This window comes from Flagellimonas eckloniae, from assembly GCF_001413955.1.
GTDB lineage: Bacteria > Bacteroidota > Bacteroidia > Flavobacteriales > Flavobacteriaceae > Flagellimonas > Flagellimonas eckloniae.
This window is the reverse complement of sequence record NZ_LCTZ01000002.1, coordinates 1766268-1789932: the sequence shown is the minus strand read 5'-3', so window position 1 is coordinate 1789932 and position 23665 is coordinate 1766268. Positions and strand designations below refer to the sequence as shown.

Here is a 23665-nt window from a genome sequence, read left to right as displayed (position 1 = left end):
AACTATGAAAAATAATGTAAAATTTTTCCAAAAAACAACATTGGTACTCTTAACAGCTATTTTTGCTGGTAGTTGTGTTGGTACTGATCTTTTTAGAGATGATTTACCGGATACAGGTTCTAAAGCAGATACCGTATTTCCGGAGGCAAATTTTGATTATACTGCTGATCAAGATGAATTTACAATAATATATTTCACTGATCTTTCCACAGAAGCCAATACGTATTTATGGGATTTTGGAGGTGGAGTTACTTCAACGGAGAGAGATCCATCACACACCTTTGAAAGAGAAGGTACTTTTCCTGTTAGCTTAACTGCATCTGATGCCAATGGAGAATCGTCTACAGTTACCTTGGATGTTGAAGTTGTCGACGAATTGGTTGCAGCTTTTCAATGTCCTGACTTTTTATGTGACCCAAGAACACCTTGGGCAGGAGTAGATAGAGGAACCACGAGTTCTTATTCTGGTAGTTCTTCTCCAACACCACCTGAGGATAATGGGGGAGCTAAAATAAGTAGTTCCTCACAATTTCTTGATCAAACTATTCGTGTAGTTGCAGATGCGCAATATAGAATAACTTTTTGGTATGTGAGTAAAACTACTGGAACGTCTGCAGGTCAGCTCTTAATTGAAGATGGAGATACTGGTGATGACTTCTTAAGCGAAGATGTTCCATTAACTTCTCAATCTACGGAATATGTAGAATACTCTGTTTCATTTGCAACAGGTGTAGACACAGAAAACATGAGGTTCAATATTGAATATGATGGTACAGAATGTAGATACTCTAAAATTAGTATAGAAAGACTTGATTAAGTTATATCTATAGTAATATGTCTCAGAATAAGTATAATGTTTATGCTTTATCAAGTACAACAGACTTTGGCAGACATAAACAAACAAAAAATAAATAAGATTATGAATTTATTAAAAAAAGGAATAGGAGCTCTCTTGGTAATTGGGCTTATAATATCATGTGACGAAGAGGACGAGTTTACACGAGTGGCTCCAGAGGCTTCATCTGGTCCAGGTAGTTCTACAACTGCTGTGTTTTCCAGTTTTTCTGCGGAGGCAAGTGGTGATGGAACTATTGTAACCGTATCACCTCTAACGGTTGGTGTTGATACATATGTTGTGGATTTTGGTGATGGAAGTAGTCCCGTTACCACAGCACAAGGAGAAAGTACAACCCATGATTATTCAAACGTGGAAGCTACGGCAGATTATACCATAACGGTTACTACCAAAGCAGATGGTTATGCTGATATTGTTAAAACCCAAGATATAACCGTGGATCATACGGTAGAATCCATAGATATTGCTCCTGACTCGCCAACAGGTAAACTATATAATATTTTTAATATTTATACGGACAGTGGCTATCCAATAGGTTCTGCTGGGTCAGGTGGTAACGAAGTAACATTGGATTCTGGAAATACCTTACTTGAATTTTCACGACTACATAGTGATACAGGTGTTGTTGAATTGGCTGATGAAGTTGTAGTTGCCGATGCATTTTATAATGGTGTTGGAGCTGAGGTTATTCATTTTGATGTTTATTCGGATTTTGCAACGGGTATCGATAAATTGAAAATAACATTGGTAGACGGTACTAATACGGTAAACTATGAAATAGACGATTTAGATTTAACAGATGGAGAATGGACTAGCTTTGATTTTGATTTAGCCTCTGATTTCTCATCTCCAGTTTCGCAGTTTGATTCAATTATCTTTGAATTGGGTGCTACTGGAACTGCAAATGATCATGCAACTATAACAGTTGATAATATTTATATGCCAAGAACAACTGGTTCAACCGTCATAAATGGTGATTTTGAAGATGGTCAGGATTTCTGGAAATGGGAAACATTTACAGATGGGGAAACCAATCCTTTCGGCTCAAGTTCCGATGGTTCTGATTTTGATATCGATGGAAATGATACTGGAGGCAAAACAAGAGGAGCCAAGTGGTCTTCAAGTCAATCTGGAGGAGAATTTAGATCTTCAAGTTCCAGATATGCATATCAAGAACTTATACTAACTCCTGGAGCTAATTATGTTTTAGAGTATCAATATGCAATTAAAGATGATAGCGGAACCGATCCAATTGGTGGAAGAAATGTAGTAGGTTTAATACTTGGTGAACATTTTGACGATGGAGCAGATGCTGTTGATAGTATCGGAGATAATATAGGATATCATGAAGGGTTTATAGCTGAAGGGAAATTCTCAGATACTACAGATGATTTTGGAACATTGGTTCAAATACCATTTACCGCTTCTGATAACGGTGAGGTTGCTGTAATGTTTTATGCAGTTACTCCAGTCGATGCCTATATAGATAATGTAAAGGTCATTGCCCAATAATTTCAATTTTAATGAAAAAACTTCGAAAAGATTTATTGGTATTTGCTGTACTAATTTTTCTATCTGTTAACGCTACTTCTCAAAAAAAGAAAAGTAGCGTTGCAGAGTCGAAGACAAAAATTGAAAAGCGCAAAAAGAAGAAGTTAAGGCTTCCTGATATTGATTTATCCCATTGGAAAGTTACCATTCCTGAAGGAAAAGGAAAAGGAGGAGCTGTAAGTGTGGAGCCACCGGAGATTTTGGATTATGCAATGAATGAAACATTAAAGCCATTTATGTATAATGACTCTGTTTCTGGAGCATTGGTTTTCCATGCATACCCAACTGAAGCAACAACTGCTAACACAAAATATTCAAGGTCCGAATTGAGGGAGCAGATGGTTCCTGGAGATGATAATGTAAACTGGACTTTTGCCCAAGGTGGTGTTTTAAAAGCCAAAATGGCCATGGATGAAGTGTCTAGAGACAAGAATGGAAAATACCATAAAGTTATCATTTTGCAGATTCATGGTAGATTGACCAATGAGCAACGTGATTTGATAGGACAAAAGGACAATAATGCCCCTCCAATTTTGAAAATTTACTGGGATAAGGGCAAAATTAGGGTCAAGACGAAAGTACTTAAATCTCTAGCGGCCACCCAAGAAGGAATATTGCATGAGGAAGCATGGGGTGATGATAAGGGTCATACGTTTGAGGAGGAAGTAGGATTTGGAAAATTTTATATAGAAGTCAAGGTTACCGATGGCAAAATGGTAGTGTCTTTAAATAAAAATGAATTCGCTGTATATGACGATGCAAGTATTAGAAGATGGGGTGTGTTTGAAAATTACTTCAAAGCAGGAAACTATTTTCAGACAAGGGATGAAGGAGCATTTGCCAAGGTTAAAATTTATGAATTACAGGTTGAACATTAATAGTATTTTTTTGAGTTAGTTTGGTTAAAAATGGGGACTATTGTCCATAAAAAGGTGGTCAATAGTCCTCTAATAACTAAATATGCATAATAAAAAAATACAATCAGTGCATTGTTAATGTAATTTGTTAAATTTAAATTACCAATCTGGTTAACCAATTTAAACTTAAAGAGATTTATGCGAGTTGAAATACTTACTAAAAGTGAAAATGAAGACGTTCAGAAGAATATAATCTCCAAGCTTAGGGATTTGGTAAATTATAAAAATCTGGAGCCTGGAGATAAGTTGCCATCAGAGAGAATGCTGTCAGAAAAGTTTGGGGTCAGTAGAAACAATGTGCGCGAAGCTATTCAGAAACTGGAGTTTTTTGGCATTTTGAAATCAAGACCACAAAGCGGAACTTTCATAGCAAATATTGGCACAGTAGCTATGAATGGGATGTTCGATGATATTTTACGTCTGGAAGACCCAGATTTTAAATCATTGGTTGAAACTCGAATTTTACTCGAGTTAAAAACAGTCAGATTGGCATCGTTGAGAAGAACTGATGAAGATTTGAAGGGATTAAGGGCAGCATTGGATGCATACAATAAAAAAGTGTTGGATGGGAAGGATGCTGTTGAGGAGGATTTGCTGTTTCATTTGGCAATAGCAAAAGCAAGTAAGAACAGTACCATGAATACCTTTATGTTGATAATTACACCTGAGATTATTACAAATTTTGAAAAATATCACGTGTGCGATGCAAATCAATCTTTTATTGGCATTCAAGAGCATGAAGATATTTATGAAGCTATAAAAAATCAAGATCCACAATCAGCAAAAGAGAAAATGAAGGTTCATTTTAAAATGTTGTACCAATACTGTTACAATTCCGGAGGGGAAGAGGATAAATAGGAAATAATATCAAGTAAAGCTAATACCCAAGCTTAATCAATAAATAATCAAATACTAAAGGATTTTCTTTTAAAGTCGTGTTGTAAACTGTGATCAGATGTCTCCAAGAGTATTTTTGGGCTCACTGATAGGATTTTTGTGCTAAAAACATATTAGAATTATGAAAGTAAAGGGATTAAGGTGGTGGATAATAATGCTTATTTTTTTAGCCACTGTTATAAATTACATAGACAGAACGGCTTTTGCATTATTATGGCCAGAGATGGGCAAGGACTTGGGTATGGACAACTCGGACTATGCTTTTATGCTCAACCTATTCATGGCGGCATATGCTATAGGTAAGTTTGCTTCCGGAAAATTATATGATGAAATAGGAACACGTTTGGGTTTTACAGTTTCCATAGTTGTCTGGTCCGTAGCATGTGTCTTTCATGCATTTGCAAAGGGTCTAGGATCACTTTCTCTTTTTAGGGTGTTACTTGGACTTGGAGAGGCAGGGAATTGGCCAGGTGCCGTAAAAAGCAATGGAGAATGGTTTCCGGTTAAAGAACGTGCAACAGCTCAGGGTATTTTTAATTCGGGAGCCTCTATAGGGAATGTCATAGCTCCGTTCATTATTATCTTTTTATATACTGGATACGGATGGAAAATGACCTATGTTATCTTGGGTGTAGTTGGCTTATTGTGGGTAATACCATGGCTTTTTATAAACAAGGCTAAACCTGAGAACCATAAGTGGATAACCGATGCTGAAAAAGAACTTATTCTTAAAGACAGAATTGATAAAGTAAAAGAGAACGAAGATAAAAAACAAAAAGGATTGAGTGTATTGAAAATCCTTAGTTATAAAGAATCTTGGGGAGTTTTGTCCTGTAGATTTTTTATTGAACCCATTTGGTGGTTTTTTGTTGGTTGGATGCCCATTTATTTAGGGGATAGATTTGGCTTGAACATTAAGGAGACCCAAACCATCTGGATTTCATATTTAATGGCTGCTGCCGGAAGTATAATTGGTGGAATGTTTACTGGAGCATTGATGAAAAAACTTTCTGTGGATGCTTCCAGAAAAATTACAATTGCAATTGGGGGGCTATTGATTTTAATTGCCTTTGTCTGCATAATAACATACGTGAAAGAAGATAATTTCATGGCATTTATATACCTAGCGGGATTAGCCTTATTTGGATTTCAATTTGCAATAGGTAATATTCAAACTATTTCAAGTGATCTCTTCAGAGGTCCATCAGTTGGTACCCTTGCCGGTTTGGCAGGAACGATAGCAGCGGTGTCGCCAATGATCATGAACTGGTTCGTTGGTCAAATCACAACAAACTCATATACACCTGCATTTATAGCCATATGTGTATCAGTTGTGTTGGGTGTTTTATCAATATTTATATTAATAAAAAATATTGGTCCAGTTAGAAAAAAGATAATTTAAACATAGAATAAATAGTACAAATAATGAATTTAAACGGAAAAATAGCTTTGATTACAGGAGCAACAGGTGGTATCGGCTTTCAAGTGGCTAAAAGACTTGGAAAAGATGGATATACTGTAATCTTAAACGGAATAGAAGATGAAGAAGGGGCTAAGAGAGTTGAGGAGCTCACCTCAGAAGGGATTACCTCTGAATATTATGGGTTCGATGTTACTAAAGAAGAAGAAGTAACTTCAAATGTCAATACTATCGGAGAGAAGTACGGTAAAATAGATGTGCTCGTAAACAATGCTGGAGGATTGGGTGGAAGATCGAGGTTCGAGGATATGACAACTGAATTTTACAGATTTGTTATGGCCTTAAATCTTGACTCAACGTTTTTTGCTTCAAGAGCTGCAATCCCTTTCCTTAAAAAAGGAGAGAATCCTTCAATAATCAACTATACATCAATTGCTGGTTGGAATGCTGGTGGCCCCGGCGCTGGTATTTATGGAACATCTAAGGCTGGAGTACACGCAATAACACGGGCGCTGGCAAAAGATCTTGCCGAATACGGAATTCGTGTGAATGCTGTATCTCCGGGTACAATAGACACTCCCTTTCATGCTCAAATTAAATCTACAAAACCAGAGGTGTTCCAGTCATGGAAGAACAATATCTTACTTGGAAGATTGGGGCAACCAGAAGACGTAGCTTCAGTAATTTCATTTTTGGTGAGTGATGATGCTTCTTTTATGACTGCTGAAACAATTCAAGTTGGTGGAGGACAAGGGTTAGGAATATAGCGTTAAGGATAGGATGCAAAGATTTAAAGGAAAGGTGGCAGTTGTTACCGGTGGAGCTAGGGATATAGGACGGGCAATATCGGTAAAACTTGCAAAAGAAGGCGCCAAGGTAGTTGTAAACTATTACAATTCCGAATCTGGAGCAAATGAGACGGTTGATGAGATAAAAGCTGCCGGAGGTGATGCTATTGCTGTTAAAGCTGATGTTTCAAAACTGAGTGATATAGAGAACTTAAAAGCAAGAACGGTTGAATCTTTTGGAAATAAAGTAGACGTTTTAGTGAGTAATGCAGGAGGGCTTTTTGCCCGTAAAACATTACAGGAATTTGATGAGTCATTTTATGACTTGGTCATGAACGTTAATTTTAAATCTGCAGTTTTTGTTATGAAAGCTTTTGAGCCTTTAATGGGCAAAGGAGCTTCCATTGTAAATCTTTCTTCACAAGCAGCCAGAGATGGAGGAGGTGGAGGTTCTTCTCTATATAGTTCCTCCAAAGGAGCTGTGACTACATTTACCAGGGCAATGGCAAAAGAACTCGGGCCTAAGGGAGTACGGGTAAATGCGGTCTGTCCGGGTTTAATAGGCACAAAGTTCCATGACGATTTCACAAAAGATGAAGTCCGTACTAAAGTTGCTGCTGGAACCCCTTTAAGAAGGGAGGGCTCAGCATCAGAAGTAGCTGATTTGGTAGTTTATTTGGCAGGTGATGAATCGTCATTTATTACCGGCGCTAATTATGATATCAATGGAGGTTTAGCCTTCAGTTGATGCTATCTAAATAACACATACTTTCAAAGCCCCTTTTAAAAGGGGCTTTTGTTTTTATGGATTTAGTCGTCCTTTCTATTAGAAGAATCCCTAACAATAAGTTCAGCATCAAGAATTATCTTGTTCAAGGTTTGTTTTAAAATAGGTTCCTTTATGCGATCTAAAAATGTTTTTGCTGCCAACTTTCCAATCTCAGAGCTATGTTGCTCAACACTTGTAATTGCAGGGGAAATTAATGAGGTAAAAGGTTCATTGCCAAAACCTACCAATGCAATTTCGGAGGGGACCTTTATTTTGTTTTCCTTTAATACTTGCAGTGCTCCAAGAGCGGCATAGTCCCCAGCAACGTAAACAGCATCTGGCCGATTATCCAACGACAACAATTGAATCATTTTGGCCCTTCCATCTTCCTTGGTAAGACTACTTTCAATTAAAAGTTGATTATCCAAAGGCAAGTTATTCTTTTTGATTGCTTCAACATAACCTCGTATTCTATTGTTGAAAATCCTAGTATGCTTATAACCACCAATGTGGGCAATTCTTTTGCAACCTTGTTCAATAAGATGTTCAACGATCATATGACTACTGGCATAATCATCAATACCAATATAATCAACATTCAAATCATTTTCACCACGATCAAATAAGATAAGCGGGATTCCTTTGGATTTTATTTTTTTATAAAAATCCAAGCTAATGGTCTCATTGGCCATAGAAGCAATAATGCCATCAACCTGGGTAAATAAAAGGGTATCTATATTATCGCATTCTTTTTTAAAAGACTCATTGGATTGGGTCATGATGATGTTGTAACCCTCCTTGTTTAAAACCTCCTCCATATTCTGTATTACCGAAGAAAAGAAGTTGCTGTTTGTTCTTGGAACAATAACACCAACCAGATTGCTTTTTCCCCTTCGCAAAGCACTGGCCAAATGATTGGGTTGATAATTCAGTTCTTTGGCTACCTTTCGTACAGCCTCTTTTGTTTTTGAACTAATACGTGGATCATCATGTAATGCCTTGGAAACCGCAGCAGCAGATATTTTTAAAATATCGGCGATGTCTTTTATAGTAGTTCTTTTTTTATTTGTCAAATTTTAATATATTTGCTTAAACGTTTAAGCAAATATAGATTTTTTAATTACGACAATCAAAATGATTCCATTTTGATTTATTTTAAAAAGATAGGTTAAACGTTTAACCATTTTATAGAAAACAGTAGTAAATAATACAATTTTAGATGAAAAAAGTAGTAACTTTTGGTGAGATAATGCTGCGCTTGGCACCTCAAGGATTTTTAAGGTTTTCACAAGCATCAAGTTTTGATGTTGTATACGGAGGAGGTGAATCTAATGTAGCCGTCTCTTTGGCTAATTATGGTGTTCCCGTTGACTTTGTTACTCGGTTACCAAAAAATGATATTGGCGAATGTGCAATGATGGAGATGCGAAAAAGGGGAGTAGGAGTAGACAAGATTGTTTATGGCGGTGACCGTTTGGGAATATATTTTCTTGAAACCGGTGCAGTAAGTCGTGGAAGCAAAGTTGTTTATGACAGAGCCCATTCCGCAATTGCGGAAATTGAAAAGGGAATGATTGACTGGAAGTCAGTTTTTGAAGGAGTGGAATGGTTCCATTGGACCGGTATTACTCCAGCTATTTCCCAAGGTGCCGCAGATGAATGTTTGGAAGCGGTAAAAGTTGCTAGTGAAATGGGAGTTACGATTTCTACAGACCTTAATTACAGGGCTAAGCTTTGGAATTATGGTGGAGATCGTGAAGCAATTATGACCGAATTAACCTCATATTGTGATATTATACTGGGTAATGAAGAAGATGCAGAAAAGCATTTTGGAATCAAACCAGAAGGATTGGATATTACAACTCAAGGAGAACACGTAAAGGCGGAGGCGTTCTTATCGGTTTGTAAGCAGATGATGAAAAAATTTCCTCGCGCTAAAAAAGTGATAACAACCTTAAGAGGTTCTATTTCTGCTTCCCATAATACATGGGCAGGAGTTTTGTATGATGGGGAAACTATGTTCAAATCAGCAGAATACCAGATTACGGATATCGTTGACCGTGTTGGTGGTGGAGATTCTTTTATGGGTGGATTGATTTATGGATTGCTAAAATATCCTGAAGATGATCAAAATGCATTGAACTTTGCTGTTGCTGCTTCCTGTTTAAAGCATACCATAAAAGGAGATGCCAATTTGGCAACAGTATCAGAAGTTGAAAAATTAATGGGTGGAGATGCTTCCGGAAGGGTAGCTAGATAAATTTTATGGCACAATATTCAAGAATAGAAGTAGTAAAAGTGATGCAGGAGACGGGGATGGTTCCTTTGTTCTATCACTCAGACATAGAATTGGGCAAAAAAGTACTAAAAGCCTGTTATGACGGTGGCGCACGGTTAATGGAATTTACGGCTAGGGGCGATTTTGCTTTTGAAGTATTCTCCGAGTTGAACAAATTTGCCATAAAAGAACTCCCTGGAATGATCATGGGAGTGGGCTCAATTACTGATGCGGGGGCAGCTTCCATGTTTATGCAGATGGGAGCTAATTTTATTGTTACCCCTTCACTTAGGGAAGATATTGCGATTGTCTGCAATCGGAGAAAGGTATTGTGGTCTCCAGGTTGTGGATCACTTACAGAAATCAATAAGGCTGAAGAACTAGGTTGTGAAGTTGTAAAATTGTTTCCGGGATCCACATATGGACCGGGCTTTGTTAAGGCAATTAGAGGACCACAGCCATGGACAAGTGTTATGCCTACGGGCGGTGTCAGCACTGAGGAAAGTAATTTAAAAGGGTGGTTCGATGCCGGGGTAACCTGTGTTGGAATGGGCTCAAAGTTAATCTCCAAGACAATCTTGGAAAAGAAAGACTACAAAGGTCTGGAAGAATTGGTTAAAAATACATTGGAAATAATACAAAGACTAAAAGCTTAATTGTTTCTATTATTTTTTCACCGCTATTGTTTACTTATTTGATTTAATTATGGAGGTGAAAAAATCCCTATTAAAAAAAATACTTGGTCTAATATTAGGTTTTGGGCCAGGTATTTTTGCTATTGGATATACCATTGGCACCGGAAGCGTAACCTCAATGATTGTTGCAGGAAGCACCTATGGCATGCAATTGCTATGGGTACTCTTACTAAGCTGTCTTTTTTCTGGAGTTTTAATGTACGTTTATGGCAATTATGCCCTGATTTCAGGCGACACAGCCCTCTATGGTTTTAAAAAACACATTAAAGGCGGGAAACTCATTGCTATTCTAATAATAATAGGGATATCTTTTGGGCAATGGAATTCCCTGATGGGTATTTTAGGGATTTCCGCTAATATTATATTTGAAATATTTGCCATCTACTTTCCCGGGTTAAGAGGGTCCGAGTATGAAATGGTTTTAGGTATTGCCATTGTTGTAATTGCTATAATGTATGGTTTATTGCTTATTGGTAAGTATACGTTTTTCGAAAAGATTCTGGTGATTTTTGTGTCTATAATGGGATTATCCTTTTTAATATCCCTTTTTATGGTATATCCATTGCCCATTGAGGTTGCAAAAGGACTTATTCCGTCAATACCAGAAGTTAAAGGTGGTAAAATGCTCGTGGCCGCTTTTGTGGGTACTACCATGGCCGCAGCTACATTTCTCTCAAGACCGTTATTTGTTCAAGGTAAAGGTTGGACCAAAGCCAACCTTGGACAACAAAAAAAGGATGCAATTTTAGCGGCTATTTTGGTTTTCACTATAAGCGCTTCCATTATGGCAGTGGCATGTGGCGCTTTGTTCCATCAAGGTAAGCCGGTAACCCATGTTTTGGATATGGTTTCAACTCTGGAACCAGTTGCAGGTAAATTTGCATTGACATTATTTTTCTTTGGAACCCTCAGCGCCGGATTATCTTCAATTTTCCCATGTTTATTGATTGCTCCCATATTAGTTGCTGATTATCAATCCGGAAAATTGGATACCAATTCCAAGCAGTTTAGAATAATCACTGCAATAGCATGTTTATTTGCCTTGATTGTTCCGATCTTTGGAGCCAATCCAATAGAAATGCAAATTCTGTCCCAGGTATTTAATGTCTTTGTATTGCCTTTGGTCATTATAGGTATTATGCTCCTTATCAACAATAAGAAAATTATGGGTCAACATAAGGCGAGCATCTGGATAAATATTGTGTTGGTACTTTCCCTATTGTTTGCCTGTATTATTTCATACAATGGGATAATGGCACTGGGCGCTTACTTTTAGGCAGAACGAGAATGGTTTTTGTTTAAAGGTGTATTAAGAGAGTAATTTCATAAAATAGTATTTTTAATAATTAATCTATTGTCTATCATATGATGATTAGTGGAAAGAATAGTATTGGAAACAATTTTTCAGCCATGGGAACCGATGTTTTTTATGCAAAGAATCCTTCTTCTGGGGAACAATTGAAAACGAAGTACCATGAAGCTACCGTTTCAGAAGTAAATGAAGCCATTGTACTTGCAGAAAAGGCATTTGTTCAATATCGTGAGAAGACCGGATTTGAAAAAGCATCGTTTTTGGATGCTATTGCTGATGAATTGTTCCAGATTGAAAATGATGTGGTTGATTTGTGTGGACAAGAGACAGGACTTCCTGAAGGTAGGCTTAAAGGTGAACTTGGACGAACAACGAATCAGTTAAGGTTGTTTGCTTCCCTTTTGAGAGATGGATCTTGGGTTGATGCAAGAATAGACTTTGCGAACTCAGATAGAAAACCCTTACCCAAACCAGATATTAGACAAATGCAAATTGCTCTTGGTCCTGTGGGCATTTTTGGAGCAAGTAATTTTCCGTTGGCATTTTCTGTGGCGGGTGGTGACACTGCATCTGCCTTGGCCGCTGGTTGTACAATTGTAGTTAAAGCACATCCATTGCACCCTGGAACATCAGAATTGGTTGGGCAGGCAATATTAAAAGCTGCGAAAACCTGCAATATGCCTAATGGTGTATTTTCTTTGGTTCAAGGAGTTTCTAATGATGTAGGATTGGCAATGGTTCGAAATCCATTGATAAAAGCTATTGGCTTTACGGGATCCTATGGAGGAGGAAAGGCGCTATTTGATGAGGCAGCAAAACGAGAAGAACCTATACCGGTATATGCAGAAATGGGAAGTAGTAATCCCGTTTTTATACTTCCAAAAGCTCTGGAAGATAATCAAGAAGCCTTGCCAGAAGGCTTGTCAAATTCGGTTCAATTAGGAGTTGGTCAATTCTGTACCAACCCGGGCTTAACAATTTTGCAGGATTCAGAAAAGGTTCGGGATTTTGAACAAAAGCTTCAAAACTCAATCTCCTTGTCGCAATCGGCAACAATGCTATCGGAATCTATACATAAAAACTATACAAAAGGCCTTGAAAAACTCAAATCCAAGGATTCCGTTACTCTGGTTTCCTCGGGAAAACAACAAGAGATGCCCACTCAAGGAGTAGCCGAAGTTCTTTCAGTTACCGCGGCTAATTTTTTAAAGGACATGGAATTGGAGGAAGAGGTTTTTGGACCTTCAACCTTGCTGGTTCATGCAAAAGACAAAATAGAAGTACTTGCGATCGCCAAGAATTTGACAGGACATTTAACCGCCACGGTTCATGGAACTGAGGAGGATCTTCGTGAGTATTCAGATTTATTGAAAATCTTGGAAAGAAAAGTTGGAAGATTATTGATCAATGGTTTTCCCACGGGTGTCGAAGTGTGTCATAGCATGGTGCATGGGGGACCTTTTCCGGCTACTACTGATGCACGAATGACCTCCGTAGGTACTGCTGCAATTACAAGGTTTACAAGACCTTTTTGTTTTCAAAACTTTCCAGATTCCCTCCTTCCGGATGAATTAAAAACTGAAAATCCCTTAAAAATCTTTAGGGTTGAAAATGGAAAAACTGTAGTTCCCTAAAAGAATAATTTTAGGTTAACTCCCATTTTCCTCTTTCTTTAGAGCTTTAATATCTATAATCAGCTGCGTCATTGACGCCCTGTTCAGACCATTATAAATGCCTCTGATATGACTGTTTTTATCAATCAGTAAAAAGTTTTCTGTGTGTAGAAAATCATCAACTCCCTTAGGCTCTCCCAAATCATTCTCAACAAAGTAATGATTCCTGCCCAAATTGTATATTTCGGTCTTGTCTCCGGTAACCAAGTGCCATTTATTGTCCAGTATGCCATAGCCATCTGCATATTCCTTTAAAACGGAAACTGAATCAATTGATGGGGTTACGGAATGTGAGAGGAGTAGAATTTCAGAGTCGTTCCTAAATTCCTCCTGTATTTTAATCATGTTGCTGGTCATTTTGGGGCAAATGCCAGGACAGCTTGTAAAAAAGAAGTCGGTGATATATATTTTATTATCAAATGTTTTTTTAGTGATGGTATCCCCTAGTTGATTTATGAACTCAAAATCTGGTATTTTATGAAAGTTTTTTTGTTCATCGCTACCAGGTTTTATCCATTTTGGGGTAAAGGATTCGTCATCGTAATAGGGTAAGTTTTCAACTCGGCTGGTTTCAACGATTTTGATGCTTTTTTTCTTGATTTCCTTCTTACAGCTTATAAAACCTATAAACATGACAAGACAGAAACAAGTAAGTCCGCTAATTTTTTGTATAAACAACTTTTTCATCTGCTAATTGATAACATAGGTTGGCACGTCTCATGCCAAAAATTCTTCCGTTTTTTGCTTCGTAATTTACATACAATGTTCCATTTCTAAGCCAAGCCTGTTGCAAGCCCTGTTCCTTTCCATTCACCAAATTTCTTACTTTGGACAATTGACCTGTTTCATACCATTTTGTCTCAATACCATGGAGTTTACCATTCTCATAATTGGCCTCAGAAGCTAGGACACCATTGTTCCACCAGGCTTTGTAACTGTCAACAAGCTTATTTTTATTGTAATGGGATTCAACTTTTAAAATCCCATTGTGAAACCATATTTTCGCAACTCCCATTTTTTTTCCATTATAAAAACCAACTTTTTGCCGTAGCGAACCATTCTTATGGCATTTTACCGCATAACCGGTAAAAAGTTGATCTTTGTAATACCAATTACCTTCATTTCCGTTTAGAACAAGACTGTCTTTTAAAACCTCAATGTTTGCAATTACTGTCTTTTCGTTTGCAATACTTTCTTTTTTAAGCTGCGATTTTTTTTCACAGCAAAACAGAACAATACTTGCAAGCAATACTAAAGATATTTTGGTAATTTTCTTCATTTAATATCCTTGATAGGGTCCGGCAAAAATAACGTAAGAACCTGTGGTCGAGTATATCTCATTTATTATATGATAGTGATATTCTCCATCTGGATTATGTGGAGTAGGTCCAAAATGCCCTCCTGATGCGTCTAAATCTGTTGGATACTCATTTGAAGGATAATCTCTTCTTCCATAAATAAATACACCATCTAATAATATACCAACTAAATTATCATCGTCGTTAGAAAATGCTTTTGGTTCAAGGTGATAGTGGTAAACCCCTGGCCCAATATGTGCACCGGTCCAATCCAAACTCGCGGCGGCTTCATCCAAGGGACCTGCTCCTTCTTGATCATTGAATAGGGAAGAACCACTTATTGCTATTCCTATTGTGCCTAACTCTGTCTGTACGGTACTACCATCTATATCTGGAACAGCATCAACAGTAATGGTAACAGCGTTATTGTTGCTGCTTATAATTGACGGGGTAAGTCTTACATCTGGTTCTTCAATATAGCCATCATTGTTTTCACCCCAGTAGACTGTATCATGGTTGGGCAAACCTGTTGTTTCTATAGTAATAGTTGTACCATTGTCCGAGAGGTAAACATCTACTGCATCACTATTAAACTCTGCAAAAGCTGCAGGCAGTTCAGTTAATGCTATATCGTCCGTATCTCCTGTTTCCTCCTCATTCAAATCATCGGCATCATCTGAACATGATGCAAATACAGTGAAAAAAGCCAGAGCTATTATTAAAATTGGATTCGTTTTCATCTAATTAAGGGGTTTTAGTTATTAATTTCTGTTGGGGCCACCTCGTCTTTCAGGTTTTGGAGCCTTTTCAAGTTCTTCTTCAGAGATAAATCCATCTTCATTAAGGTCTATTTTGTCAAAATCATCTTTTAATGGACCCTTGACTTCCTTTTTGGAAAGTTTTCCATCTTCATTTTCATCCATCATTTCAATAAGCTCTTCAAAGGATGGTGGTTGTTTTCTTTCGGAGTTTCTATCTTGTTGCTGGGCCTTAATCTGGCATGAAGCCAGTAATGCAAATACACCCAAGTATATACTTAATTTAAAAGTTCTGTTTTTCATGATAAATTGTTTTTGCTTTTAAGTTTAGATGTACGTTTTTCAAAAAACTTGCGTAAGAGTTATTTTTTTATGGAAACACAATTTCAGGGAATGTCTAAAATTCCTGCTAAATTGCACTTGCATTAACCAAATAGATTTTTGGAGGATAAACAATTTTTATCAGACCTTAAGCAGCAAAAACAGCTTGCCTATAATAGGTTGTTGGATGAGTATCAATCGAGGGTTTTCAATACTTGCCTATCGTTTGTGCCCAATATGGAAGATGCCGAAGATGTTGCCCAAGAGGTTTTCATAGAAATATATAATTCCATTGATAAGTTTAAGGGCAATTCAAAGCTATCCACATGGATTTATAGGATATCTGTAAATAAAAGCTTGGAATTTATACGAAAAAAGAATACAAAAAAACGTTTTGGTTTTATGCAGTCCATAACAGGGAATGCAATTCCGGTTGATAAATCTTCGTACTTCACAGAGTATAATCATCCGGGTGTTCAATTGGAGAACAAAGAAAGAAATGAGACACTGTATAGAGCAATAAATGAGCTTCCAGAATCTCAAAAAGTGGTTTTTACCTTACATAAAATAGATGGACTGAGCTATAAGGAAATAAGTGAAATTACCAAGAAAAGTGTTTCCTCAATTGAATCCTTATTATTTAGGGCAAAAAAGAACTTAAAAAATATTTTAACAAAATTTTACAAAAAAGAGGGTTGGTAGCGCAAGTTTTAATTTTTGATAGCATCTAAGCACATATCATACTAAAAGTCATGAATGATAAAAAATTTACACCTGAATTAATTGATGAACTTATTGACTCGGCTTCTAAAATTGAAGCTGTCAATACGCCTCCCTTTTTTAAGGATAAGGTTTTGAATAAGCTTTCTCAAGTTACTGTTGAAAAACAGCGACCTGATGTCTTAAATTGGTTTACTCCAAAATACCAGATTGCCATGTTATTGCTTTTTGCTGCTGTGAACATAGTGGCAGTGTACTCATATCGTTCGTCCAATAAGCAACAGGAGTTGCAGACATTTGCGGAGACCTATGGTTTTTCACAATCCGAAAGCGAATCAATCTTAAATTAAACGGCAATGAAGAAAAATCTACCCATTATTATTTTGTTGATTTTCTTAGTGGTCATGAACGGTATTTTATTGTTCCTACTTTTAGATAAACCAGATAGGCAAAGCAGACCTCCCCGGGTTTTTATAACCCAACAGCTTGGCTTTGATGAAAATCAAAAAAAGGAATTTAAGGATATAGATGAGCGACACCATAGAAAGATGAAAAATATAGACAACCGTTCAATGGGCTTAAAGAAATATCTTTTTAACAAATTGGGGGAAATTGATTTTACGGATAAAGAGTTGGATTCCGTTACTGTTTTAATTGGAGAATTGAGTAGAAAAAGGGAAAAAGAGATTTTTAATTACTTCAAAGAGATTGAAAAGGTTTGTAACAAAGAACAAAAGAGTAAACTTGAAGCTATTTTGTCCGGAGCCTTAAACCATGGCCGAAATGGAATGGGGCCGGAGCGCAATGGACCCGACCGAATGCGGCCTGAGCGTGATGGACATGAACCAATGGGGCCTGAACGCGATGGGCGAGACCCAATGAGGCCACCTCCTCCACGCCAATAACATATTGTCCGACTATAAAAGTTGGTGGATAGTTACATAAATTTTATTCAGAAAGGTCTGGTTGCCAAGCTTCCAGACTTTTTTTATTTCGCGCGCAAGTTTTTTTTTAATACCACATCTAATATATATGGGATTGCCTAAAAAAGAGTGGGCATGAACTGTTTTTTGATTGATGATTAGGTTTTTTAGTTGTATTGAGCCCAAGTTTACTCATAAGACTTGGGCTCTTTCATTTATTGTCGTCACAATTTTAGTTCTTGAAAAGCTTCGATAAAAAATTGAACGGCAATTTCTTCATTTGCTTTTGAAGCTGGTAAAATAGCACCTTTAAAGCCTTCATTCAGCCATTTTCCATGCGATAGGTTTTCAAAAGTTGAGGTGTCCAAACTATCATGTCCTTTGTATCCACTGATATAAAAATAGTGCTCATTAACCATAGAATCGGGAATAGCCATCCCCATGCCAACAGATTTCTCTGAGTTATCCATTGCCGAAAATGCACCAGAATCAAAATGATGCGGCCAAATGCGAATATCTGAAGTCAATTGTTCTTTTTCAATAAATGACTTTAATGCATTTTGAGCCAGTGTTCGTAACCCAACCAACTCTTTTACATCAGACTTTTCAAATTTATCGGTTGGATTCGTACTATAGGGCATTTCGTAATGTAAGTCAAATTGGTATGGCTTTTCAAACCCAAGTATTTTGGAAGTCTGACTTAACCATTTTACTATTTCTGCATCCGTTTTTCCATCTAGTAAAATGGAATTGCCTTCGTGGGATTTCCACTCCAGTGAAAACTGCTCATAGTTTAGGCAAAGTTTTGTGTCCGCCTCATCCAATGGCCAAGTTTGAATACTTTTTTCTTCAACAGAAAACCCTAGATTGGTATGGCTATCATCTGCTTTAGCTTCTAAAAAGCTTTTTGCCACAGTAGCCAAGTATTGGGCCGCTAAATGTAGTTGCTTGGTCATTTTCTCGTTTTTGATGCCTTATATAGTAGAAGTAGGGTTTTTATCATTAACCTTACTCCTAAAAGCGTATTTAATACAAGGGAAGACCTTTTGTTATTCTGCTTTGGTTTTAATGGACTTCATGATGATAGGGGCATGGATTCTGGAGTTTTCAATAAACCATTTATGTGTTTCCATTCCTCCACAGATAACTCCGGCAAGGTAGAGCCCTTCAATATTGGATTCCATTGTTTTTGGATCATAACTGGGCAACCGCTTTTCATCTAGCGAAAGTTGTATGCCCAGTTTTTCCAAGAATTCAAAGTTGGGCATATAACCTGTAAGTGCCAGAACAAAGTCGTTTTCTAAGGTCAATGGGCCATCTGGAGTATCAATGAGGAGTTGGGTAGGCTTAATTTCCTTTACCTGGGCATTGTAATAGGCCTTTATGCTTCCTTCCTCAATCCGGTTTATAATATCTGGACGTACCCAATATTTTACACGTTGGCCTACTTCAAGCCCTCTAATAATCAAGCTGACATCCGCTCCCTTACGATAGCATTCCAAAGCGGCATCAATAGCCGAATTACTCGCCCCGATTACAGCCAATTTTTGACTCGCATAAAAGTGTGGGTCTTTGTAGTAATGGGAGACTTTAGGCAAATCCTCACCAGGAACACCTAGATTGTTGGGTATATCATAGAAGCCAGTGGCAACTACAATATTTTTTGATACATATTGATTTTTATCCGTTGTTATGGAAAAAGAGCCATCACTTTTTACAACCTTCGTCACTTTTTCAAATAGGTGTATGTTTAGTTGATTGGAAGTAACAATTCTCCTGTAATATTCCAAAGCCTCATTACGCTTGGGTTTGGCTTCTTTGCTGATAAAGGGAATGTCATCAATTTCCAGTTTTTCAGAAGAAGAAAAAAACTGCATGTTTATGGGGTAGTTGAAAAGTGAATTTACAATAGGTCCTTTTTCAATAATTAAAAAAGAAAGCCCTTGTTTTTTTGCTTCCAGACCACAGGCAATACCAATGGGACCCCCTCCAACAATAATAACATCAAATTTCTGCATTAAGCAATCTGTTCTTTAAGTTTTTTGATGGTCTCTGTTGGATTTTCACTTTTAAAGACAAAACTACCCGCCACTAAGACATCGGCTCCGGCATCCACTAATTTTTTGGCATTAGTTGCGTTTACCCCGCCATCAATTTCAATAAGGGTATTTGAATTTTTCTTTTCGATTAAATTCTTTAGTTCACTTACTTTTTGATAGGTGTTTTCAATGAAGGATTGACCTCCAAAACCAGGATTCACGCTCATAACGCAGACCAAATCTATATCTTGGATAATGTCTTCCAGTAAATGAACGGAAGTATGTGGGTTTAACGCGACCCCGGCTTTCATCCCTTGATTTTTTATGGCTTGCAAAGTTCTGTGCAAATGGTTACAGGCCTCGTAATGCACCGTGAGATAATTGGCACCCAAATCCGCAAATGCTTTTATATATCTATCCGGGTCAACAATCATTAGGTGTACATCCAATATTTTTGTTGAATGTTGGGCAATGGATTTTATCACTGGCATTCCAAAAGAAATGTTGGGAACAAAAACACCATCCATAACATCAATATGGTGCCAATCCGCATCACTTTGGTTGACCATTTCAACATCTCGTTGTAAGTTTCCGAAATCAGCAGCTAATAGGGAAGGGGCTACCAGTTTTGTGCTCATAGTTTTCTTTTGTGAAGTATTTTACAAAAGTAGCGAAATGAAACGGTTCATTCAGAATGAGCGCCAATTACCAAAAGAGATTTAGAGTATAATCAACACTAAATCTTTCTAAATTGAAGATTTTGGATCCCAACTGTATGAATGGAAAATCCTATGATGACATTATCGGAATCTCTATGGTATCTTATACCCCCAAAAGACCCTCGATTTCCTCTAAAAACATCTTTGGTGACGGGATCAAACCTAATTACAGTTCCATCTGGTCTTTTTGTTTGAAGTTTTCCATCCTCAATGTCAAAATGGTAAACAATCCTTAGGTCTTTGGCATAAAAGTATCCGGTATACAACTTGAGGTTTTCCTCTGAATATACGATTGGCTCATATTTTATATAGGGGTATGGGTCACTTTCCCCCAATATAATATCATAAGCTGTTTGCCCTTCTATCTCTTTAAAGGAAAAGTATATTTTGTCATCACTCTCTACTTGTAACTGGAACTTTTCCTTGGTTTTTAGCGGAATCATTCTTGCCCCCTGATTTTGCTCCAAACGTGCATAATAAAGTGTATCATTACGTGTAAAGATTTTTCGTGCTATTCCACGGTCCGAATTCCAATAATGCCCCTCATAGTTTTTAAGCTGGGACCTGGATATTTTTCTTGATTTTATGGTGTTGATATCAATTTCCCTAGGTTCTGGAAATTTATTTTCTAAAAAATGATAAGCCATTGACATAGCTGGCATTCCATTATATCGGTTATTGTTCCCCAGTACGAAGGAAATAAGTTGTTGTTCAGGAAATCTGAAAACATTTGTGGCATATCCTCCAGAAAGCCCATATTGCCAGTAGGCCGGAAGCCCACGTTCTTTATGAAAAAACCCCCTACCCAATGTCATTATTCCCCATGAAGAATTACATGTGTTCCCGTTTTCCAGTTTGACAGGTTGGTCCAATTGTTTTATAAGTTCTGTGAATGTACTATTGGACGGACTGTTGAATATTTTGTACCAGATGAACAAATCATCCACGGAGGTATACAAATTGGTGGGGCCAGCATTACTCTGATTGATGACTTTCAATTTCGTTTTTTCATCTTCTACTTGATAGGATTTTGCAAAATCTGAAATAATGGTATTATAATCTTCAACAAAATGGGTGTTTTGCATCTGTAGTGGCCCAAAAATGTGCTCCTTTGTGAATGCTGAAAGGGTTTGTTCAGAGGCTTTTGCCACGACCTCTGCCAACAGGGAAAGCTCAGTCAGCGAAACGATATAAGAAAAAGCTGTTCCTGGTATAAAGTTTAGTTCTTTCTGGGTTTTGATTAAATCAAGGGCATCCCCATGGGTAAATACATCATCTTCGTGCTTGCGTAAAATGACCTTGGTCATTCCGTAATCGTTTAGACCACTGGAATGATTTATCAGATGTGAAATGGTTAAAAGATGTTCATATTCTGGAAGTTCTGGGATATATTTTTGAACAGGGTCGGTGAATGATAGTTTTCCCTGTTGCTCCAAAATAAGAATTGCCAAAACAGTAAATTGCCTGGATAAATGATCAATCTGGAATTTGGTTTGTGTGGTTATTCGTTGTTCACTTTCAATTTGGGCAAGACCGAATCCCTTCTTATAGATGATGTCATTGCCGAACATTAAGCCAGCTGCAACACCTGGACCATTGTTTTTGCTCCATTCACTAAAAATACTATCAATACGTTGTTCCTCTACATTGGATAACTGTGAGAATACAATTGTGCTTATTGATAGAAAGAGCAAGGTTAAAAAACTTTTTTGGGACATCTTGTTTTCTGCAGGAATTGATGAAATGAACACAGATAGAAATCTGCTCTTTGGCTTTTGAATTTTCATTCGGGGTAGTTTTTAAAGGTGAACGACTTATGTATAATTTTCCAATGGCCATCTATCTTTAACAGCATTAAATAATCTGTATAGATACGTTTTCTGCCCGGCGTTAAAATTTCAATCTTTGCTATTGCAGCGTTTCCTTCAAAATCAATTGAAAGAACTTTACCTATGCGGTTACTTTTTCTACCAGGCTTAAAGTTGGCTATGTATTGCTTTCCCGACCATGCTTTTAGGGAATCATTTTGAACAAAATAGAGATTGAAATCTTCATGAAAAGCACGTTTTAATCGTTCCGGTTCGCCATTGGCCGTACCCTCGATATAATCATAGAGCGTTTTGTTTATATTTTCAATATCGGATTGCGAATACGTTAAATATGTTCCCACGAACAGCAGGATTAAAGTCAATGTTTTTTTCATTTTTTAATGTTTTCTAAAGCTTTTATTATTTTTTCCGCTACTGAAACCGCGGCTGTTGGGTCTTGTCCTGTAATCAATCTTCCATCTGCTACGGAATAATTATCCCAACCTTCTTTGGAATAGCTAAAATCTCCTCCACGTTCTATTATAATTTGCTCAATGGAGAAAGGAAATTGTTTATAATATTCTGCCTCCATATTTTCAAACAAATCAGGAAACCCATTTACCTTTTTTCCTTCATATAGAAAATTTCCATCGGAGGTTTTGAGGTTTACAAGTCCAGCAGTACCATGACATATGGCGGAAACAATGCCATCGTTTTTTTCATAAATCTCCATTACAATTCTTTGGATGTTTTCATTTTCAGGAACCCCAAACATTGCTGCACCTCCACCACTATAGTAGACCGCTTTGTATTTGGAGGGATCTATCTGTTCTGGTTTTAGGGTGTTTTTGAGTTTTCCCATAAACTCAAAATCGTATAGGTATTGTTTTTCTATGGAATCAGATGTATTTAGGTAGCCAATAGGAATGGCACCACCTTCAGGACTAACAAAATCAATAGTGTATTCATTCTGTTTTAAAACATCATAAGCAAGAACTATTTCTGCAAAATGGTTGGCCGCATTGATTTTGGTGCTTCCATAAGTATGCTGATTGGAAACAATAAATAGGATTCTATCTTTTTTGGTATAAAGGTTAATCTCCAATCCTTTATCCTCTGTTTTATCCTTATTAATGCAACCGTAGGACAGTATAAAAGCAAGTACATAAAAAAAGGTAATTCTCATTTGCCGATAATTATATCAGCAATATGAGGTTTACTTGTCGTTTAAAGATTTTAGGTTATAAAATAGAAGTTCGGATTTATAAATATGAACTTCTTAGCTTTTCTTTATACTTAGCCGGTGTAGTACCGGAAAGTTTTTTAAAAGCTGTGTAAAATGTTGATTTTGAATTAAATCCGCATTCATATCCAATGGTTTCCAAGGTGATATTGGAATGGGTTTCAATCATTTGCTGTGCCTTTCCTATTCTATGTTCATTTATGTAAACGGGAAAACTTTTGCCTAGATTATCATTTAATAATTGTGATAATTGATGAACTGTAATCTGTAGCTTTTTTGCCAAATCTGAAGATTTTATGTTGGCATTTTTAAATGGTTCATCCACTTTCATAAGATGGTTTAAACGTTCTATGAGCTTGTCCGCTTCATCATCACTTATTCTCTTATCGGCATATTTTTGACTGGAAACAAAGAGGTTGACATTCTTTCTTTTATTTATAAAGAGTAGCATCAACAGAATATAAAAAAGAAAGGAAAAAGTTAGTGCACCTAAAATGTAAGAAGTATAATTGGTGAAGTAGTATGCCGCGCAAATTATTAGGTTTCCAAGTAGGATACTCAAAAGCCATATGTTTTGTATATCCAACTTTTTTGGATTTCCAAATAGCTTTTTTAACTCTCTACGGAGAATCCATCCGGTTGCCATTATGTAGAGAAACCACTGTAGATAAATTCCATAG

At 37.0% G+C, this 23665-nt stretch carries 26 protein-coding genes; 14 read left to right on the top strand and 12 right to left on the bottom strand.

What is annotated here, in order from left to right:
• Positions 1 to 4: 4 nt before the first annotated feature.
• The 7 genes from AAY42_RS07725 (at position 5) to AAY42_RS07695 (ending at position 7177) form a co-directional block, all read left to right on the top strand.
• Entirely contained in the window at positions 5 to 817 is an 813-nt protein-coding gene (locus AAY42_RS07725) for a PKD domain-containing protein (protein ID WP_055393922.1), read from the top strand.
• A gap of 102 nt (positions 818 to 919) precedes the next feature.
• Positions 920 to 2368 carry a hypothetical protein gene (locus AAY42_RS07720; protein ID WP_139063685.1) on the top strand — a complete coding sequence of 483 codons (1449 nt, stop codon included), beginning with the start codon at positions 920 to 922 and terminating at the stop codon, positions 2366 to 2368.
• An 11-nt stretch (positions 2369 to 2379) separates the two neighbouring features.
• Positions 2380 to 3285 (top strand): polysaccharide lyase family 7 protein, encoded by a 906-nt coding sequence (locus AAY42_RS07715; protein ID WP_055393918.1) that lies wholly within the window; start codon positions 2380 to 2382, stop codon positions 3283 to 3285.
• Between the two features lie 177 nt (positions 3286 to 3462).
• Positions 3463 to 4182, top strand: coding sequence for a FadR/GntR family transcriptional regulator (locus tag AAY42_RS07710; RefSeq protein WP_055393916.1), 720 nt, complete (start codon positions 3463 to 3465; stop codon positions 4180 to 4182).
• Between the two features lie 160 nt (positions 4183 to 4342).
• Complete coding sequence (locus AAY42_RS07705) at positions 4343 to 5623, top strand: MFS transporter (RefSeq protein WP_055393914.1); 1281 nt, start codon at positions 4343 to 4345, stop codon at positions 5621 to 5623.
• Positions 5624 to 5646: 23 nt separating this feature from the next.
• The gene (locus tag AAY42_RS07700) at positions 5647 to 6408 is read left to right on the top strand and encodes an SDR family NAD(P)-dependent oxidoreductase (RefSeq protein ID WP_055393912.1); all 762 of its coding nucleotides are present in this window, start codon (positions 5647 to 5649) and stop codon (positions 6406 to 6408) included.
• Between the two features lie 13 nt (positions 6409 to 6421).
• Complete coding sequence (locus AAY42_RS07695) at positions 6422 to 7177, top strand: SDR family NAD(P)-dependent oxidoreductase (protein ID WP_055393910.1); 756 nt, start codon at positions 6422 to 6424, stop codon at positions 7175 to 7177.
• A 62-nt stretch (positions 7178 to 7239) separates the two neighbouring features.
• Here AAY42_RS07695 and AAY42_RS07690 read toward each other — a convergent pair whose 3' ends face one another.
• A complete protein-coding gene (locus AAY42_RS07690; RefSeq protein WP_055393907.1) occupies positions 7240 to 8271 on the bottom strand; it encodes a LacI family DNA-binding transcriptional regulator in 1032 nt (343 codons plus the stop codon).
• A 146-nt stretch (positions 8272 to 8417) separates the two neighbouring features.
• Between AAY42_RS07690 and AAY42_RS07685 the strand changes: the two genes are divergently transcribed.
• The 4 genes from AAY42_RS07685 to AAY42_RS07670 all read left to right on the top strand — a co-directional run bounded on the left by AAY42_RS07685 (position 8418) and on the right by AAY42_RS07670 (position 13117).
• Entirely contained in the window at positions 8418 to 9458 is a 1041-nt protein-coding gene (locus tag AAY42_RS07685) for a sugar kinase (RefSeq protein ID WP_055393905.1), read from the top strand.
• 5 nt (positions 9459 to 9463) lie between these two features.
• Entirely contained in the window at positions 9464 to 10132 is a 669-nt protein-coding gene (locus AAY42_RS07680; protein WP_055393903.1) for a bifunctional 4-hydroxy-2-oxoglutarate aldolase/2-dehydro-3-deoxy-phosphogluconate aldolase, read from the top strand.
• A 49-nt stretch (positions 10133 to 10181) separates the two neighbouring features.
• The gene (locus AAY42_RS07675) at positions 10182 to 11447 is read left to right on the top strand and encodes an NRAMP family divalent metal transporter (RefSeq protein ID WP_055393901.1); all 1266 of its coding nucleotides are present in this window, start codon (positions 10182 to 10184) and stop codon (positions 11445 to 11447) included.
• Positions 11448 to 11536: 89 nt separating this feature from the next.
• The gene (locus AAY42_RS07670; protein WP_055393899.1) at positions 11537 to 13117 is read left to right on the top strand and encodes an aldehyde dehydrogenase (NADP(+)); all 1581 of its coding nucleotides are present in this window, start codon (positions 11537 to 11539) and stop codon (positions 13115 to 13117) included.
• A 15-nt stretch (positions 13118 to 13132) separates the two neighbouring features.
• Here the strand turns inward: AAY42_RS07670 and AAY42_RS07665 are convergent, their stop codons facing one another.
• Genes AAY42_RS07665 through AAY42_RS07650 form a run of 4 tightly spaced genes read right to left on the bottom strand, consistent with a single transcriptional unit; the run spans position 13133 to position 15515 of the window.
• A complete protein-coding gene (locus AAY42_RS07665; RefSeq protein ID WP_055393897.1) occupies positions 13133 to 13843 on the bottom strand; it encodes an SCO family protein in 711 nt (236 codons plus the stop codon).
• Positions 13815 to 14435 (bottom strand): toxin-antitoxin system YwqK family antitoxin, encoded by a 621-nt coding sequence (locus AAY42_RS07660; protein WP_055393895.1) that lies wholly within the window; start codon positions 14433 to 14435, stop codon positions 13815 to 13817. Before AAY42_RS07660 ends, AAY42_RS07665 begins: the two co-directional genes overlap by 29 nt.
• On the bottom strand, positions 14436 to 15194 hold the full coding sequence (locus tag AAY42_RS07655; RefSeq protein WP_055393893.1) for a YHYH protein: 759 nt from the start codon (positions 15192 to 15194) through the stop codon (positions 14436 to 14438).
• Positions 15195 to 15215: 21 nt separating this feature from the next.
• Positions 15216 to 15515, bottom strand: coding sequence for a CREC-EF hand family protein (locus tag AAY42_RS07650; protein WP_055393891.1), 300 nt, complete (start codon positions 15513 to 15515; stop codon positions 15216 to 15218).
• 138 nt (positions 15516 to 15653) lie between these two features.
• Between AAY42_RS07650 and AAY42_RS07645 the strand changes: the two genes are divergently transcribed.
• From AAY42_RS07645 to AAY42_RS07635, 3 genes are read left to right on the top strand one after another with little or no spacing between them, the layout of a single operon-like run.
• Positions 15654 to 16235: an RNA polymerase sigma factor gene (locus AAY42_RS07645; RefSeq protein WP_055393889.1), complete on the top strand. Its 582-nt coding sequence runs from the start codon at positions 15654 to 15656 to the stop codon at positions 16233 to 16235.
• Between the two features lie 50 nt (positions 16236 to 16285).
• Positions 16286 to 16603, top strand: coding sequence for a hypothetical protein (locus AAY42_RS07640; protein ID WP_055393887.1), 318 nt, complete (start codon positions 16286 to 16288; stop codon positions 16601 to 16603).
• A 6-nt stretch (positions 16604 to 16609) separates the two neighbouring features.
• Entirely contained in the window at positions 16610 to 17158 is a 549-nt protein-coding gene (locus tag AAY42_RS07635; protein WP_139063683.1) for a hypothetical protein, read from the top strand.
• 242 nt (positions 17159 to 17400) lie between these two features.
• Here AAY42_RS07635 and AAY42_RS07630 read toward each other — a convergent pair whose 3' ends face one another.
• From AAY42_RS07630 to AAY42_RS18265, 7 genes are all read right to left on the bottom strand, one after another.
• Positions 17401 to 18132, bottom strand: coding sequence for a hypothetical protein (locus tag AAY42_RS07630; protein ID WP_055393884.1), 732 nt, complete (start codon positions 18130 to 18132; stop codon positions 17401 to 17403).
• 93 nt (positions 18133 to 18225) lie between these two features.
• On the bottom strand, positions 18226 to 19194 hold the full coding sequence (locus AAY42_RS07625; RefSeq protein ID WP_055393882.1) for a YpdA family putative bacillithiol disulfide reductase: 969 nt from the start codon (positions 19192 to 19194) through the stop codon (positions 18226 to 18228).
• Positions 19194 to 19853, bottom strand: a complete 660-nt coding sequence (rpe, locus tag AAY42_RS07620; RefSeq protein ID WP_055393879.1) for a ribulose-phosphate 3-epimerase — start codon at positions 19851 to 19853, stop codon at positions 19194 to 19196. The genes AAY42_RS07625 and rpe overlap by 1 nt, the downstream gene beginning before the upstream one ends.
• 98 nt (positions 19854 to 19951) lie before the next feature.
• Positions 19952 to 21721 (bottom strand): serine hydrolase domain-containing protein, encoded by a 1770-nt coding sequence (locus tag AAY42_RS07615; RefSeq protein ID WP_055393877.1) that lies wholly within the window; start codon positions 21719 to 21721, stop codon positions 19952 to 19954.
• Positions 21718 to 22137, bottom strand: coding sequence for a nuclear transport factor 2 family protein (locus AAY42_RS07610; RefSeq protein WP_055393875.1), 420 nt, complete (start codon positions 22135 to 22137; stop codon positions 21718 to 21720). Before AAY42_RS07610 ends, AAY42_RS07615 begins: the two co-directional genes overlap by 4 nt.
• Positions 22134 to 22928, bottom strand: coding sequence for a type 1 glutamine amidotransferase domain-containing protein (locus AAY42_RS07605; protein WP_055393873.1), 795 nt, complete (start codon positions 22926 to 22928; stop codon positions 22134 to 22136). Before AAY42_RS07605 ends, AAY42_RS07610 begins: the two co-directional genes overlap by 4 nt.
• A 76-nt stretch (positions 22929 to 23004) precedes the next feature.
• Entirely contained in the window at positions 23005 to 23547 is a 543-nt protein-coding gene (locus AAY42_RS18265; RefSeq protein ID WP_175288739.1) for a helix-turn-helix domain-containing protein, read from the bottom strand.
• Positions 23548 to 23665: the final 118 nt, after the last annotated feature.

Coding starts and splice junctions, on each gene's coding strand:
- AAY42_RS07725 (WP_055393922.1), top strand. CDS start 5: ATGAAAAATAATGTAAAATTTTTCCAAAAAACAACATTGGTACTCTTA.
- AAY42_RS07720 (WP_139063685.1), top strand. CDS start 920: ATGAATTTATTAAAAAAAGGAATAGGAGCTCTCTTGGTAATTGGGCTT.
- AAY42_RS07715 (WP_055393918.1), top strand. CDS start 2,380: ATGAAAAAACTTCGAAAAGATTTATTGGTATTTGCTGTACTAATTTTT.
- AAY42_RS07710 (WP_055393916.1), top strand. CDS start 3,463: ATGCGAGTTGAAATACTTACTAAAAGTGAAAATGAAGACGTTCAGAAG.
- AAY42_RS07705 (WP_055393914.1), top strand. CDS start 4,343: ATGAAAGTAAAGGGATTAAGGTGGTGGATAATAATGCTTATTTTTTTA.
- AAY42_RS07700 (WP_055393912.1), top strand. CDS start 5,647: ATGAATTTAAACGGAAAAATAGCTTTGATTACAGGAGCAACAGGTGGT.
- AAY42_RS07695 (WP_055393910.1), top strand. CDS start 6,422: ATGCAAAGATTTAAAGGAAAGGTGGCAGTTGTTACCGGTGGAGCTAGG.
- AAY42_RS07685 (WP_055393905.1), top strand. CDS start 8,418: ATGAAAAAAGTAGTAACTTTTGGTGAGATAATGCTGCGCTTGGCACCT.
- AAY42_RS07680 (WP_055393903.1), top strand. CDS start 9,464: ATGGCACAATATTCAAGAATAGAAGTAGTAAAAGTGATGCAGGAGACG.
- AAY42_RS07675 (WP_055393901.1), top strand. CDS start 10,182: ATGGAGGTGAAAAAATCCCTATTAAAAAAAATACTTGGTCTAATATTA.
- AAY42_RS07670 (WP_055393899.1), top strand. CDS start 11,537: ATGATGATTAGTGGAAAGAATAGTATTGGAAACAATTTTTCAGCCATG.
- AAY42_RS07665 (WP_055393897.1), bottom strand. CDS start 13,843: ATGAAAAAGTTGTTTATACAAAAAATTAGCGGACTTACTTGTTTCTGT.
- AAY42_RS07660 (WP_055393895.1), bottom strand. CDS start 14,435: ATGAAGAAAATTACCAAAATATCTTTAGTATTGCTTGCAAGTATTGTT.
- AAY42_RS07655 (WP_055393893.1), bottom strand. CDS start 15,194: ATGAAAACGAATCCAATTTTAATAATAGCTCTGGCTTTTTTCACTGTA.
- AAY42_RS07650 (WP_055393891.1), bottom strand. CDS start 15,515: ATGAAAAACAGAACTTTTAAATTAAGTATATACTTGGGTGTATTTGCA.
- AAY42_RS07640 (WP_055393887.1), top strand. CDS start 16,286: ATGAATGATAAAAAATTTACACCTGAATTAATTGATGAACTTATTGAC.
- AAY42_RS07635 (WP_139063683.1), top strand. CDS start 16,610: ATGAAGAAAAATCTACCCATTATTATTTTGTTGATTTTCTTAGTGGTC.
- AAY42_RS07630 (WP_055393884.1), bottom strand. CDS start 18,132: ATGACCAAGCAACTACATTTAGCGGCCCAATACTTGGCTACTGTGGCA.
- AAY42_RS07625 (WP_055393882.1), bottom strand. CDS start 19,194: ATGCAGAAATTTGATGTTATTATTGTTGGAGGGGGTCCCATTGGTATT.
- rpe (WP_055393879.1), bottom strand. CDS start 19,853: ATGAGCACAAAACTGGTAGCCCCTTCCCTATTAGCTGCTGATTTCGGA.
- AAY42_RS07615 (WP_055393877.1), bottom strand. CDS start 21,721: ATGAAAATTCAAAAGCCAAAGAGCAGATTTCTATCTGTGTTCATTTCA.
- AAY42_RS07610 (WP_055393875.1), bottom strand. CDS start 22,137: ATGAAAAAAACATTGACTTTAATCCTGCTGTTCGTGGGAACATATTTA.
- AAY42_RS07605 (WP_055393873.1), bottom strand. CDS start 22,928: ATGAGAATTACCTTTTTTTATGTACTTGCTTTTATACTGTCCTACGGT.